Origin of the sequence: Chitinophaga alhagiae, assembly GCF_003568665.1 — a bacterium.
Lineage (GTDB): Bacteria > Bacteroidota > Bacteroidia > Chitinophagales > Chitinophagaceae > Chitinophaga > Chitinophaga alhagiae.
The window spans coordinates 477128-489415 of the sequence record NZ_QXMH01000001.1 but is presented as its reverse complement, the minus strand read 5'-3'; the positions used below and the strand labels follow the sequence as shown (position 1 = coordinate 489415).

The window sequence follows — 12288 nt, the reverse complement described above, 5'->3', positions numbered from 1 at the left end:
ACATGAAGAAGTTAATAACCATATGCATTGCAATACTTTACACGCTGATAACCAGCGGGTTTAGTGTCAATTTGCATTATTGTATGGGAGAACTGGCTGCTGTAGACCTGCACGATGCCCACAATGAGGCCTGTGGCAAATGCGGCATGCCGGTAAAAGGGGATTGCTGCAAGGACGAAGCCAAGTTCCTGAAGCTGGACGATACGCACCAGGCTGCAAAGGTTTTTGCCGGCCTCACCAACACCATTATCGCATTACCGGTCAGCACGCAGCCCCTGTGGTTGCAGCCCGTACACCCGGCTCCCGTGCTGCATGCCTGGGCGCCGCTGCACGCTCCACCGCTGATAACGGCGCAACCGCTCTATCTGCATCATTGCATTTTGCTTGTCTGATACCGTATTCCCCTTTTCGCCGCTATGCCGGGAAAAGGCGTTATCCGTTTATTTATCAGGCTACTGCCATTAAAATCAATGATCATGAAAACTATTCTTTTCGCAATAGCGCTGCTTGGCGCACAGCTCACTGCTTCCGCGCAGTATAAAAAGGCTGCCGTGCAGGCCGCGGGCCTTACCTGCGCCATGTGTTCCAACGCCACTTTCAAGGCGTTGAAAACACTGCCGTTCGTAGACAAAATAGATACAGACCTTAACAATACCACCTTCATCCTGCATTTCAAACCCAATGCGGCCGTTAACCTTGACCAGATCCGGGACAAGGTGGAAAACGCCGGTTTCTCCGTGGCCAAACTCACCGTTACGGCCAATTTTGACAAGGTAAAGGTGGAAAATGACACGCATATTCCTTTTGCGGGCCAAACGCTGCATTTCCTGAACGTAACGCCGCAAGTGCTGCAGGGTGAAAAGGACATTACCATTGTAGATAAGAACTTTGTGTCTGCCAAAACATTTAAAAAATACAGCGCCCAGACCAAAATGAGCTGCTACGCCACCGGCACCATGGCAGATTGCTGTAAAGGCGGCGCCGCAGGCAAACGCGTATATCACGTTACTATTTAAAAACCGGCAGCATGAAGCAAATTTTTATACTGCTGGCGCTGGTCTGCACGGGAGCCGTTGCACAGGCGCAGGAGCTGTACGTAAATGCTGAGCCGGCCAGCAATATGCCGGCAAATTCTCTCGGCTTGCGGTTGTCTAACAAACTGTTCCCGATGGACCATGCCAACTATACCGGTTACCGCCTGGCGCCGGAGATAATGGTGGGGTTTTCCAAAAAACTGATGGTGCATGCCAGCGGGTATTTTTCCAACATGATGCAGCGGCAGTTCCAGTTTGAAGGCGCCAGCCTGTACGCCAAATACCGTTTTTTGTCTAAAGACGAAGTGCATTCCCACTTCAGGATGGCCGCATTTGTAAAGGGCGCTCTTATCAATAACCCCTATTACCCGGAAATGGGCGCGGGGCATGATCATACTGCCAAACAGTATTACAACGAAGACCTGGACCTTGACGGTACCACCTCCGGGGTCAGCGGCGGCCTCATTGCCACCCAGCTGCTGCACAAGCTGGCTGTTTCCGGTACGCTGGGATATGACCGGTACTTTAAGAACGTGAAAGACGAGCTGCCGTTGTTCTTTTCCCGGAATGCGCTTAACTACAGCCTGTCTGCCGGGTACCTGCTGTTGCCGCGTACTTACAAAAGCTACCAGCAAACCAACCTGAACCTCTATGTGGAGCTGCTGGGCAAGTCCAACCTTGACCAGTACCGCCGCAACTATTATATAGATGTGGCGCCCGCCGTGCAGTTCATTTTCAACAGCACCACCCGGGTAGACCTGAGTTACCGCACCCAGTTGTTCGGAGACATGGCCCGGAATATGACCACTGTTTACATGGTGAAGCTGGAGCACAATATTTTCAACATCAGAAAAAAATAGGAATGGAGAATACCACATTATATATCAAGAACATGGTATGCCCCCGCTGCATCAAAATGGTACGGCAGGTACTGGAGCAGCAAGGGCTGGATGTGGCAGACGTAGGGCTGGGCAAGGCCATGCTGAACAGCAGGCCCGGTGCGGAACAGACAACGGCCATTGCCAAAGCGCTGGAAGCGGAGGGTTTTTTGCTGCTGGACGACAAGCGCCACCAACTGGTGGAAGGCATCAAGAATTTTGTGGTGGAAACAGTACACTACGGAGACCTGGAAGAGCTGAACGAAAATTTTTCCACCCTGCTGGCGCAACGCCTGCAGAAGGACTACCACCAGCTGAGCAAACTTTTTTCAGAAGTGGAAAACACCACCATAGAGCAGTACATCATTCATCAGAAAATTGAACGGGTGAAAGAACTGCTTATGTATGGGGAATTGACGCTCAGCGAAATTTCATATAAGCTGGGTTACAGCAGCGTGGCGCATCTTTCCGGCCAGTTCAAAAAGGTAACGGGCCTTACGCCCAGCCAGTTCCGGCAGTTGAAGGAAAGCGCGCGCAAGCCGCTTGACAAGATATGATTCAGATAGCGCCGCTGAACACTTGTGTGTTGGGCGAGTTTTCCCACAGGTAAGCATCAAAGGCCATACATATGTTACGTATGTATGGCTTTCCTTTTTCCGTAACGGCCACACGCCCCGGCTGTACCACTACCAGACCGTCCCGCAGCGGCTCCTGCAGGTGTTTTATCACAGCGGGAGACGGCGTGCAGGCCGTTTCAAAATTACACATCAGCTCCCGGATGTGGCGCCCCAGGTACAGGTCTTCCCTGCTTTGCACGTGAGCGCGCATCACCGGCAGCCTGCCTTCTTCCAGCGCCTGCTGGTACCCGGTCAGGCTTTTTTCATTTTGCGTGTAGGCGGCGCCGTGATCACTGATGGCAGACATGCCAAGCCCCAGCAACCGGCTGGTGCGGTGAATGGTGTAGCCCATAAAATTGCGGTGCAGCGTGCCGTTCTGCTGCGCCAGGTAAAGCTCGTCATCAGGCAGGGCAAAATGGTCCATCCCTATTTCCTCATAATAATGTTCTTTCATCATGGCGCAGCCCAGTTCATACAATCCTCTTTTAACAGCGGGTTTTGGCAGGTCCCGTTCTGTAAACAGGCGCTGCCCGTTGCCCTTCACCCAGGGCACGTGGGCGTAGCTGTAAAATGAAATGCGGTCAGGGTAGAGGCGCATCACCTTTTCAATGGTTGCCTTGATGCTTTGCGGTGTTTGCAGGGGCAGGCCGTAGATGAGGTCAAAGTTGATGGAGGTGTATCCCAGCTCGCGCGCTTCCCTCACTACCTGCTCCACATTTTCATAAGGCTGGATGCGGTTGATGATGGTCTGTACGGCCAGGTCAAAATCCTGGATGCCCAGGCTTACCCTTCTGAACCCAAGCTCGTAAAGGGTTTGCAGGTGTTCGTAAGTGGTGTTGTTGGGGTGGCCTTCAAATGCAAAGGCCGCACCGGGCAGCACATCGCAGCTTTGAAGGATGGTTTCCAGCAGGTAACGCAGGTTTTGCGGGCTGAAAAAAGTGGGGGTGCCGCCGCCAAGGTGCAGCTCCTGCAATTGCGGACGGGTGGGGAACCGTTGCAGGTATAGCGCCCACTCTTTCAGTACGGCGTCTATGTAAGGCGCTTCATGATCGTGATTAACGGTGATGTATTTGTTGCAACTGCAATAAGTGCACAGCCTTTCGCAAAACGGCAGGTGAATGTAGAGGCTCAGCGGCTCGGTACTGCTTTGCGCCAGGGCTGCTTCCCAGCCGGGCTTGTTGTTCCAGAACGGAACGGTGGGGTAACTGGTATATCTCGGAGCAGGTATGTTGTATTTCTGTATGAGGTCCATGTTATGAAGGTTTATGACAACAATTGACGGCGGCGGGCTGCATGGCCGGGCTGATGTACGGAATGCCGAGGTTCATGCCCCGCAATATGAGCAGTACGGCCATAACAGCTACCGCAACCGGTATCAGCCGGCGTATATGGCGGCGTACAGGCAGGCTCACCAACTGGCTGAACCAGGTAACGGCCGCCATAGCCGGCAGCGTGCCGGCGCCAAACGCCCCCATGAACAGCATGCCTTCCCATACATCGCCGGCGGCGAGGGCGCCGGCCACGCCCAGGTATACAAGGCCGCAGGGCAGCAACCCGTTCAGCAGGCCTATGGCATAGAGTGTGCTCACGCGCTGCTGCACCAGCAGACCGCCCAGTGTTTTTTTGATGATGTGCAGTTTGGGCACGGGCATGAACCGGTAAAAGAACATGCCGGCCAGCAGCAGTACGCCCAGGGAAATGGACAACCACTGCTGCAGGCCGCCCAGGTAGAACTGCCGGCCCAGCCAGCCAAATAGCAGGCCCATCAGCATATAGGTGGTAACCCGTCCGGCATTGTAAAGCAGGATGCCTCCCATTTTTCTGGCGCCCCGGAGGTGCTGCACCGGCAGGGTGAGGGCTATGGGGCCGCACATGCCGATGCAGTGAAAACTTCCGAGGAATCCTAGTAGCACTGCGGGTATCATTGGATGTAATATTGTGTTTCCTGGTAATAAGGTTTGCCCGCTGCTTCCCATTGCAGCTTGATGTTGTAGCTGCCTTTATGCAGCCGGTTGCGGCCTACAAATATGCGGCCGTCCGCATCGGGCGTTAACGGCAGCCTGAAATCCTGCCGTGCGTCTGAAGGGCGGTAAAAGTGTACTTCACCGGTCATCTGTTCGGCATGCATTTCCGCCGGGAAAACAATTTCCAGCACGTCTCCCTGTTGTTTGATCCGCACGGGGGCAGTGAGCGCCCGGGCATTGGCCTGCGCATCCATGTTCTGCTGATGCGTCAGCTCCGCGGCATAGTAATCTGCTGTGGCCATGTCTATGCGTGTACGCATGCTTTTGATCACCAGCGTGAGAATGCCGGCGGCAAACAGTACAAATACGATAATTATTTTATGTCCCCAGTTCATACCTGTTATGTTTTTAAGTTAGTGACTGACAGGGCCCAGGAAAGTGGTCTCCTTTTCACCGAGCAGCCGTGTACCTTCATATAACCCAATGGTCAGCGTTGTTTTCCGTTCCTTCACCTCCTTGCGCGGCAGTACAATAAAGAATGTGCCTTCTCCCTGCCCTTCGGCCTTGATGTGAATGGGCGAGTGGCCTATCACTTCCACCTTCCCGTTACGTTGCTCCAGCCGCAGGGTGAGGGGTACGTTTGCCGTTGTTTTGTTCACCAGCTTGATGCGGTAGAGGTTGCTGACACTGTCTGCTCCCCGCTCCTGGAACAGCATGCCCGCCGTGCGGATAATGGTGCCGCTCACCGGTTTGCGACTGATGAGCAAAAAGGTGATAGCGCCGGTGATGAGCACCAGTATCATGGTGTATGCCTTCATTCTGCCGGTAAAACGCAGCGGTTTTTTCTCCGCAATGCCATTTTCAGAAGCATAGCGGATCAGCCCTTTGGGGCGGCCTGTGTTTTCCATCATAAAATCGCAGGCATCCATGCAGGCCGTGCAGTTAATACATTCCAGCTGGGTGCCGTTGCGGATGTCTATCCCTGTAGGGCATACATGCACGCACTGGAAGCAGTCTATACAGTCGCCCAGAGCGGTTTCCGGCTCTTCGTTGGGGGCCGGCACGGGCTGCTGGGTTTTCTTTTTGAATTTGCCCCGCGGCTCTCCGCGTACGTAGTCATACGCCACCACTACGGAATTTTTGTCCAGCAGCACGCTTTGCAGGCGGCCATAAGGGCATACTACCGTACACACCTGTTCCCGGAAGAAGGCGAACACACTGTAGAATACGGCGGAGAAAATGATCATGGCCGCAAAGCCGCCGGGGTGTTCGGATACCGGCGCCGCTACAATGGTCTGCAGCTCTTTAATGCCAATGATGTAGGCCAGGAAGGTATTGGCTATCACTACAGACAGGGAAAAGAACAAGGCATGTTTGATCAGTTTCTTCCTGATCTTTTCCCCATTCCACGGCCCCGCGTTCAGCAGGCGTTGCGAAGGCGCATCGCCCTCTACCCAGTATTCTATTTTCCGGAAGATCATTTCCATGAACACTGTTTGGGGGCATACCCAGCCGCAGAAGAGCCGTCCGAAAGCCATAGTGAAGAGCACAATGAAGAGAATGAACGCCAGCATGGCCAGGCCGAAAATGAAAAAGTCCTGCGGCCAGAAAATGGCGCCGAACAGGATGAAACGGCCCTGCGTTACATCAAACAGGAACAAGGGCCTGCCGTCTATTTGCACAAACGGCAGGCTAATGAACGCTATGAAGAAACACCAGCTTACTATGCTTCTGATATTGTAGAGCCTGCCTTTTGGTCTTTTAGCATAGATCCAGTTGCGTTTGCCCTGTTCATTAACGGTGGCCAGCTTGTCCCTGAAAATTTCTTCTGCTTCCATTATATTGCTTTACTCTCCATTATATATAGTACCTTCTTTTGCTTTGGGATTAGGCGGGTTAGTGCCGTGGATGGACTTGATAAACGCGGTCAGCTGGGCCAGTTGCCTGGGTGAAAAGTCTTCTTTCCACGATTTCATCCCTTTCTCCGGCACGCCATATTTGATAGTGGAAAAGATGTCTTTTACCTGTCCGCCATGCAGCCAGAACTCATCCGTAAGGTTCGGGCCAACCATGCCCTGTCCTTCCTGCCCGTGGCAGGCGGCGCAGTTGGCGCCAAACAATTTTTTACCATCTTCAATATCTGTTGCTGCTGTGAGCAGCGTTACATTGTTTTCATCAATATTGTTGGCGGCATTTTGCAGATAGGCGGCTTTGGCCTCCTCCGCTTTTGCCTGGGCAATGGCCAGCTCTTCCAGCTGCAGCGGGGCTGCGTGAGAAACATGGTAGCGCCACAGGTACACTACGGCAAACAGCATGCTGGCGTAAAAGCCCCAGCGCCACCACGGCGGGGTGGGGTTGTTCAGCTCCCTGATGCCATCATAGTCATGCCCCATATCTACATCAGCCTCGCTGGTGGCATCTACGCTTTTTGTTTTATTCAGTTTTTCCAGCCAGTTCACGCGGGGTTTGGCGGTAGCCGTTTTAGGCTTGCGTTTGCGCTGTATGCCGGTCAGCACGCGCAGGGCGTAGAGCAGCATCATGATCACGAGCAGCTCCAGCGCTATTACGGATATGAGCAGGTAGAAGCTGCTGTCTGCCATTCCGCTGACGATGTTTTTCTTTGCCTCCTGCGCCTGTGCGTTTTGTGCCAGCAGTGAGCCGGCGGCCATCAGCGCCAGTACAACCGGTGTTTTTTTGATCCGTTCACGGTAAATATCCATGGCGCCCAGCACTGTATAGGCCAGCGCGCCAATGGCAATCAGCAGGCCCAAGGCCACGCAGAGCAGCATGAGGGCCACGGGGTGGTTGAAACCGGCAAAGGGACTGGGCGGAGCTTGTGATAGTATGAGAAGACTAAACATGGCGTTCTTGATTTTTAGGTTCGTCGTTGTCCAGGGGAATGTGGCTGATATTGTCCATCATTCCTTTGTCCGCTCTTAAAGCCCAGAAGGCGGCCAGCACAAAAAATGCGGTGAATATCAGCAGGGAGGCCATCGGGTAGATGCTCACGCCTGCTATGCTTTCAAGGTATTTGATGAATTTCATGACAGTTAGTTTTTTGCTTCACTCACTTTAATGTCTGTGCCCAGCCGCTGCAGGTACGCAATGAGCGCTACTATCTCACGGTCTGCCGGTATCTCCAGCTTGTCTTTTTTCAGGTTGTCCGCTATAATGCCGGCCTGTTTGTCAAAGTCGGCTTTAGACTGTTGCTCATACCCTTCGGGATAAGGCACGCCCAGTTTGCGCATCACATTGATCATAGCGGGTGTTTTGCCTTTGTCTACCCGGTTGTCGAACAGCCAGGGATAAGCGGGCATAATAGAGCCGGGAGACATAGACACGGGGTCCAGCATGTGGTTGTAGTGCCAGGAGTCCGGGTACTTGCCGCCCAGCCTGGCCAGGTCTGGCCCGGTACGTTTGGAGCCCCACTGGAAGGGGTGATCGTATACAAACTCACCGGCTTTGGAGTAGTCTCCGTAGCGCGCCACTTCATCGCGGAAGGGGCGTATCATTTGCGAGTGGCAGGTGTAGCAGCCTTCGCGGATGTAGATGTCCCTGCCATGCAGCTCAAGCGGGGTGTACGGTTTTACGCTGCTGATAGTGGGAATGTTGCTGCGCACCAGGAAGGTGGGTATCATTTCCAGCATGCCGCCAATACCCACTACCACAAGGCTGAATACGACCATTTGTACCGGCCGGCGCTCTATCCAGTTATGCCAGTGCGTTTTGCCGTAAGTGGAAGTTACTTTGGCCAGCGGCGGGGCTTCTGCCGCTTCATTGGCCACAAAGGCGCCGCGGCGGATGGTTTTGGCCAGGTTCACGATCATCAGCACCAGGCCGCTGATATACAGCAGGCCACCTACGGCGCGCAGGGCGTACATGGGCACAATGGTGGTAACTGTTTCCAGGAACTGGAATTTGAGCGTGCCTTCTTCGGTGAACTGTTTCCACATCATGCTTTGCGTAAAGGCGGCCCAGTACAGGGGGACCACGTAGAAAATGATGCCCAGCGTACCTATCCAGAAGTGCGTGTTGGCCCATTTACGGGAATACAGTTGTGTGGAGAAAATGCGCGGTATCATCCAGTAGAGGATGCCGAAGGTGAGGAAACCGTTCCAGCCCAGCGCGCCTACGTGTACGTGTGCAATGGTCCAGTCTGTATAGTGGCTGATGGCGTTTACGTTCTTGAGAGACAGCATGGGCCCTTCAAACGTGGCCATACCGTAGCAGGTGAGCGCCACCACAAAAAATTTCAGGATGGCATCTTCGCGCACGCGGTCCCACGCGCCGCGCAGGGTGAGCAGGCCGTTGAGCATACCGCCCCAGGAGGGGGCTATGAGCATGATGGAAAACACCGTGCCGAGGGACTGCGCCCATTCAGGCAATGCCGTGTACAGCAGGTGGTGCGGCCCTGCCCAGATGTAGATGAAAATAAGCGCCCAGAAGTGGATGATGGACCAGCGGTAGGAATAAACAGGGCGGTTGGCCGCCTTCGGGATAAAGTAGTACATCAGCCCCAGGTAAGGAGTGGTCAGGAAAAACGCTACGGCATTGTGCCCGTACCACCACTGCACCAGCGCGTCCTGCACGCCGGCGTACCAGGAGTAGCTTTTGAAAAGCGAAAGCGGCATTTCAAAAGAGTTGATGATGTGGAGCATGGCAATAGCCACCCAGGTGCCGATGTAGAACCAGATGGCTACGTACAGGTGAGATACGCGGCGGCGGAGAATGGTGCCCAGCATGTTGGCGCCAAACACCAGCCAGATGAGGGTAATGGCAATATCGAACGGCCATTCCAGCTCGGCGTATTCCTTGCCGGTGGTGTACCCCATCAGCAGCGTGAGCGCCCCGCCCGCAATAATGGCTTGCCAGCCCCAGAAGTGGACCTTGCTGAGTACATCGCTGAACATGCGGGCTTTACACAGGCGTTGTAAAGAATAATACACGCCCATGAAAATGCCGTTGCCCACAAAAGCGAAAACAACGGCGTTGGTATGCACAGGCCTGAGGCGACCAAAAGTAGTGGGCGCGTAGCCCAGGTTCAGGTCGGGATAAACAAGGGCAGTGGCCGCCCACAAACCTGCCAGCATACCTACAAGGCCCCAGAACATGGTGGCATAGGCAAACCATTTTACGGTGCGGTTGTCGTACGAGAATTTTTCGAGAGACATAGTGTTGATTTATTCGTTGTCGGTTTTATCGTCAAATAACATGCGGTGCGCGGGAGAAAAATCATCTTCATATTGCCCGTCTTTGACAGACCAGATAAAAGCGAAGAGGAAGAACAGCGCAACAATGAGGCTGGCGCCCAGGAGAAGTATGATCACGCTCATGGTTGAATGATTTAAGGCAAAAGTAGCGGTATGCGGCAGCAGGGTTTATGATGGCCATCACGCGCGGGGATGACTGTCATCACCCAGTAACCTGTTGCCGGCCCACTCGCTCAGCGCCCATGTGAGCAGCACAATGCTGATGGAGCTGGCCGGCATCAGTATGGCGGCGGTAAGGGGTGAGAGCTTCCCCTGAACGGCAAAGAACAGGCCGGTGATATTGTATAGCACAGACACGGCAAAACTGATCAGGATCACCCGTTTGCTGGCTTTGCAGAGCCGGATGAAGGCCGGCAACCGCCGCAATTGCGCGGCTTCCATAATGCCATCGCTGGCAGGTGTGAAGTTGTTGCTGTTTTCCGTCAGGGATATGCCGGTGTTGCTTTGTTTGAGGGCGCCGGCATCGTTCAGCCCGTCCCCGATCATCAACACCTGCTTCCCCTGCTCCTGCAGGGAAATAATATGGTCCAGCTTCTGGTGGGGCTGCTGCCTGAAACGCAGGTCTGCCCCGGCTCCCATCATATTGCGGAGCAGCGGCGCATCTCCGTCATGATCTCCGGAGAGCAGCGTAAGCGAGTAGGGAAGAGCATGCAGCATATCGTCAATGCCTTCGCGGTAGGTATGTGACAGCAAGAAGTAACCGGCATAGTCTCCGTTGACGTTTACATGCACCTGGCTGCCTTCGCCTTCTTTGGCGCCGGTATAAGCGGCGCTACCCAGCTGTATGTGCAGCTGGCCTGCCCAGCCTTGCAGGCCCTGGCCGGTATCTTCCGTGAAACGCAGTACTTCCGTGTTTGCGGGCTTGCCGCAAACGGCTGCAACGGCCCTGCTGGCGGGGTGTTGGGACTGGCTGCCTACCGCGCCAATGGCCAACTGCTCATCTACGGTAAGCGCGCGGCCATGCCAGGTAGCGGCAGACCGGGCCTTGCCGGTAAGCGTGCCGGTTTTGTCAAATACAATATGCGTGGTGCCGGCCAGGCTCTCAATAGCCTGCGCATTGCGCAGGTACAAACGGTGCCTGCTGAGTATGCGTAACGTATGCCCGTTGGTGAAAGAGGCCGCCAGCAATAACGCACAGGGGCAGGCCACTATCAGGATGGAGGTAACGGCCGGCCATATTTTAGACGTATCGTAAATGCCCCAGTAAATGGTGGTAACAGCGGCTATGAACAGCACTATCCAGGTAAAGTTCCTGCCCAGCAAATGGATGAAGGAGGCCTTCTGTTCCTTGTTCTGCATTTCATCCCTGTTCCACAGGCTGGTGAGGTAGCTCTGCGCCACTTCCTTGATGGTGAGTATTTCCATATTCCCCTCCAGTTGCCGCCCGCCGGCATAAATGATCTCGCCCATCTGTTTGGCAACGGGAGCGGACTCGCCGGTTACAAAACTGTAGTCTATGAGGGCCTTGCCTTTTACCAGGATGCCATCTGCCGGCACCAGCTCCTGGTGGTGTATGAGCAGCGTATCCCCGGTTTTGACATCGGGCAGCTGCACGGGAATTTCCTGCTGGTCTTTTACCACGGTAACGGCTATGGGGAAATAGGCGGTATAGTCACGGTCAAACGCAAGTCCTTTGTAGGTTTTGTCTTGCAGCACGCGGCCGGTGAGCATGAACAGCACAATGCCCGTCATGGAATCAAAATAACCGGCGCCGGCGCCCGTCAGCACATCTGTAACGCTGCGTACAAAAGTGACCAGTATGGCCAGAACAATAGGCACGTCTATGTTGAGGAAACCATGCTTCAGGCCTTTCCATGCGGAAGCGTAAAAAGGTTGCGCGCTGAAGAAGAACACCGGCAGCGAAAGCGCCAGGTTCAAGTACCGGAATACCAGGCTCATGGTACCGTCCATATGATGCTCGCCGGAAAAGTATTCCGGGAAGCTCAGCAGCATGATGTTCGCAAAGCAGAAGCCCGCCACGCCCAGCTGGTAGAAGATGCGCCGGTTTACGGGCGGTTTTTTCTTTTGCAGGTCCTGCAGGCTGATGTAAGGCTCGTAGCCGATGCTGGCCAGCGTTTCCACTACTTTCCGCAGGGTGGTTTGCCCGGGAATGAAAATGACCCGGGCCTCTTTTTTACTGAAGTTCACGTTTACCTGCTGTACGCCGGCGTCTACCTTGTGCAGGTTTTCCAGCAGCCAGAGGCAGGAGCTGCAATGGATGTTGGGAATATAAAAGGTTACGTGTACCTGCTGGTCATCTTCATACTGGATGAGCCTGCGGCGGATGGGTTCTTCTTCGAGGAACGCGAATTTATGCTGCCGTACGGGCACGCGTTGCGCGGTACCGGGCCGGGCGTTGAGGGTATAATAATTGCAAAGGCCGTGCTCATTGAGCAGCTCGTACACCATCTGGCATCCATGGCAGCAGAATTGCTCTCCTTTGGCACAGGGCTCGCCGCAGTGGGCGCATTGGGTAACGGCAGTGGCTGTTTGCATGCGCCAAAGGTAGACCCGCGGCCTTTGGC

The 12288-nt window shown here is 54.3% G+C and carries 13 protein-coding genes; 4 read left to right on the top strand and 9 right to left on the bottom strand.

Going from position 1 to position 12288, the window contains the following annotated elements; all coding sequences use genetic code 11:
- The first annotated feature begins 2 nt into the window (after window positions 1-2).
- From D3A97_RS01995 to D3A97_RS01980, 4 genes are all read left to right on the top strand, one after another.
- On the top strand, window positions 3-392 hold the full coding sequence (locus D3A97_RS01995) for an HYC_CC_PP family protein (RefSeq protein ID WP_432206039.1): 390 nt from the start codon (window positions 3-5) through the stop codon (window positions 390-392).
- A gap of 84 nt (window positions 393-476) precedes the next feature.
- Complete coding sequence (locus D3A97_RS01990; protein ID WP_157986304.1) at window positions 477-1016, top strand: heavy-metal-associated domain-containing protein; 540 nt, start codon at window positions 477-479, stop codon at window positions 1014-1016.
- A gap of 11 nt (window positions 1017-1027) precedes the next feature.
- A complete protein-coding gene (locus tag D3A97_RS01985; RefSeq protein ID WP_119076148.1) occupies window positions 1028-1894 on the top strand; it encodes a hypothetical protein in 867 nt (288 codons plus the stop codon).
- A 2-nt stretch (window positions 1895-1896) separates the two neighbouring features.
- A complete protein-coding gene (locus tag D3A97_RS01980; RefSeq protein WP_119076146.1) occupies window positions 1897-2469 on the top strand; it encodes an AraC family transcriptional regulator in 573 nt (190 codons plus the stop codon).
- A 1-nt stretch (window position 2470) separates the two neighbouring features.
- On the opposite strand, the gene hemN is transcribed toward D3A97_RS01980, so the two are convergent.
- Genes hemN through D3A97_RS01935 form a run of 9 tightly spaced genes read right to left on the bottom strand, consistent with a single transcriptional unit; the run spans window position 2471 to window position 12259 of the window.
- A complete protein-coding gene (gene hemN, locus D3A97_RS01975; protein ID WP_119076144.1) occupies window positions 2471-3781 on the bottom strand; it encodes an oxygen-independent coproporphyrinogen III oxidase in 1311 nt (436 codons plus the stop codon).
- A gap of 1 nt (window position 3782) precedes the next feature.
- Window positions 3783-4454, bottom strand: coding sequence for a sulfite exporter TauE/SafE family protein (locus tag D3A97_RS01970; RefSeq protein ID WP_119076142.1), 672 nt, complete (start codon window positions 4452-4454; stop codon window positions 3783-3785).
- Complete coding sequence (locus D3A97_RS01965) at window positions 4451-4888, bottom strand: FixH family protein (protein WP_119076140.1); 438 nt, start codon at window positions 4886-4888, stop codon at window positions 4451-4453. Before D3A97_RS01965 ends, D3A97_RS01970 begins: the two co-directional genes overlap by 4 nt.
- 18 nt (window positions 4889-4906) lie before the next feature.
- Window positions 4907-6331, bottom strand: a complete 1425-nt coding sequence (ccoG, locus tag D3A97_RS01960; protein WP_119076138.1) for a cytochrome c oxidase accessory protein CcoG — start codon at window positions 6329-6331, stop codon at window positions 4907-4909.
- A 9-nt stretch (window positions 6332-6340) separates the two neighbouring features.
- The gene (locus D3A97_RS01955) at window positions 6341-7354 is read right to left on the bottom strand and encodes a cbb3-type cytochrome c oxidase N-terminal domain-containing protein (RefSeq protein WP_119076136.1); all 1014 of its coding nucleotides are present in this window, start codon (window positions 7352-7354) and stop codon (window positions 6341-6343) included.
- Window positions 7347-7538 (bottom strand): CcoQ/FixQ family Cbb3-type cytochrome c oxidase assembly chaperone, encoded by a 192-nt coding sequence (locus tag D3A97_RS01950; protein ID WP_119076134.1) that lies wholly within the window; start codon window positions 7536-7538, stop codon window positions 7347-7349. The genes D3A97_RS01955 and D3A97_RS01950 overlap by 8 nt, the downstream gene beginning before the upstream one ends.
- Window positions 7539-7543: 5 nt before the next feature.
- Window positions 7544-9664 (bottom strand): cytochrome-c oxidase, cbb3-type subunit I, encoded by a 2121-nt coding sequence (gene ccoN / locus D3A97_RS01945; protein WP_119076132.1) that lies wholly within the window; start codon window positions 9662-9664, stop codon window positions 7544-7546.
- A gap of 9 nt (window positions 9665-9673) precedes the next feature.
- On the bottom strand, window positions 9674-9826 hold the full coding sequence (gene ccoS / locus D3A97_RS01940; RefSeq protein ID WP_119076131.1) for a cbb3-type cytochrome oxidase assembly protein CcoS: 153 nt from the start codon (window positions 9824-9826) through the stop codon (window positions 9674-9676).
- Between the two features lie 57 nt (window positions 9827-9883).
- Window positions 9884-12259, bottom strand: a complete 2376-nt coding sequence (locus D3A97_RS01935; protein ID WP_119078381.1) for a heavy metal translocating P-type ATPase — start codon at window positions 12257-12259, stop codon at window positions 9884-9886.
- Window positions 12260-12288 lie beyond the last annotated feature (29 nt).

Excerpts from the sequence above, each read along its gene's own strand:
- D3A97_RS01985 (WP_119076148.1), top strand. The coding sequence starts at position 1,028 with ATGAAGCAAATTTTTATACTGCTGGCGCTGGTCTGCACGGGAGCCGTT.
- hemN (WP_119076144.1), bottom strand. The coding sequence starts at position 3,781 with ATGGACCTCATACAGAAATACAACATACCTGCTCCGAGATATACCAGT.
- D3A97_RS01970 (WP_119076142.1), bottom strand. The coding sequence starts at position 4,454 with ATGATACCCGCAGTGCTACTAGGATTCCTCGGAAGTTTTCACTGCATC.
- D3A97_RS01935 (WP_119078381.1), bottom strand. The coding sequence starts at position 12,259 with ATGCAAACAGCCACTGCCGTTACCCAATGCGCCCACTGCGGCGAGCCC.
- ccoN (WP_119076132.1), bottom strand. The coding sequence starts at position 9,664 with ATGTCTCTCGAAAAATTCTCGTACGACAACCGCACCGTAAAATGGTTT.
- D3A97_RS01950 (WP_119076134.1), bottom strand. The coding sequence starts at position 7,538 with ATGAAATTCATCAAATACCTTGAAAGCATAGCAGGCGTGAGCATCTAC.
- D3A97_RS01965 (WP_119076140.1), bottom strand. The coding sequence starts at position 4,888 with ATGAACTGGGGACATAAAATAATTATCGTATTTGTACTGTTTGCCGCC.
- D3A97_RS01980 (WP_119076146.1), top strand. The coding sequence starts at position 1,897 with ATGGAGAATACCACATTATATATCAAGAACATGGTATGCCCCCGCTGC.
- D3A97_RS01995 (WP_432206039.1), top strand. The coding sequence starts at position 3 with ATGAAGAAGTTAATAACCATATGCATTGCAATACTTTACACGCTGATA.
- ccoS (WP_119076131.1), bottom strand. The coding sequence starts at position 9,826 with ATGAGCGTGATCATACTTCTCCTGGGCGCCAGCCTCATTGTTGCGCTG.
- D3A97_RS01955 (WP_119076136.1), bottom strand. The coding sequence starts at position 7,354 with ATGTTTAGTCTTCTCATACTATCACAAGCTCCGCCCAGTCCCTTTGCC.
- ccoG (WP_119076138.1), bottom strand. The coding sequence starts at position 6,331 with ATGGAAGCAGAAGAAATTTTCAGGGACAAGCTGGCCACCGTTAATGAA.
- D3A97_RS01990 (WP_157986304.1), top strand. The coding sequence starts at position 477 with ATGAAAACTATTCTTTTCGCAATAGCGCTGCTTGGCGCACAGCTCACT.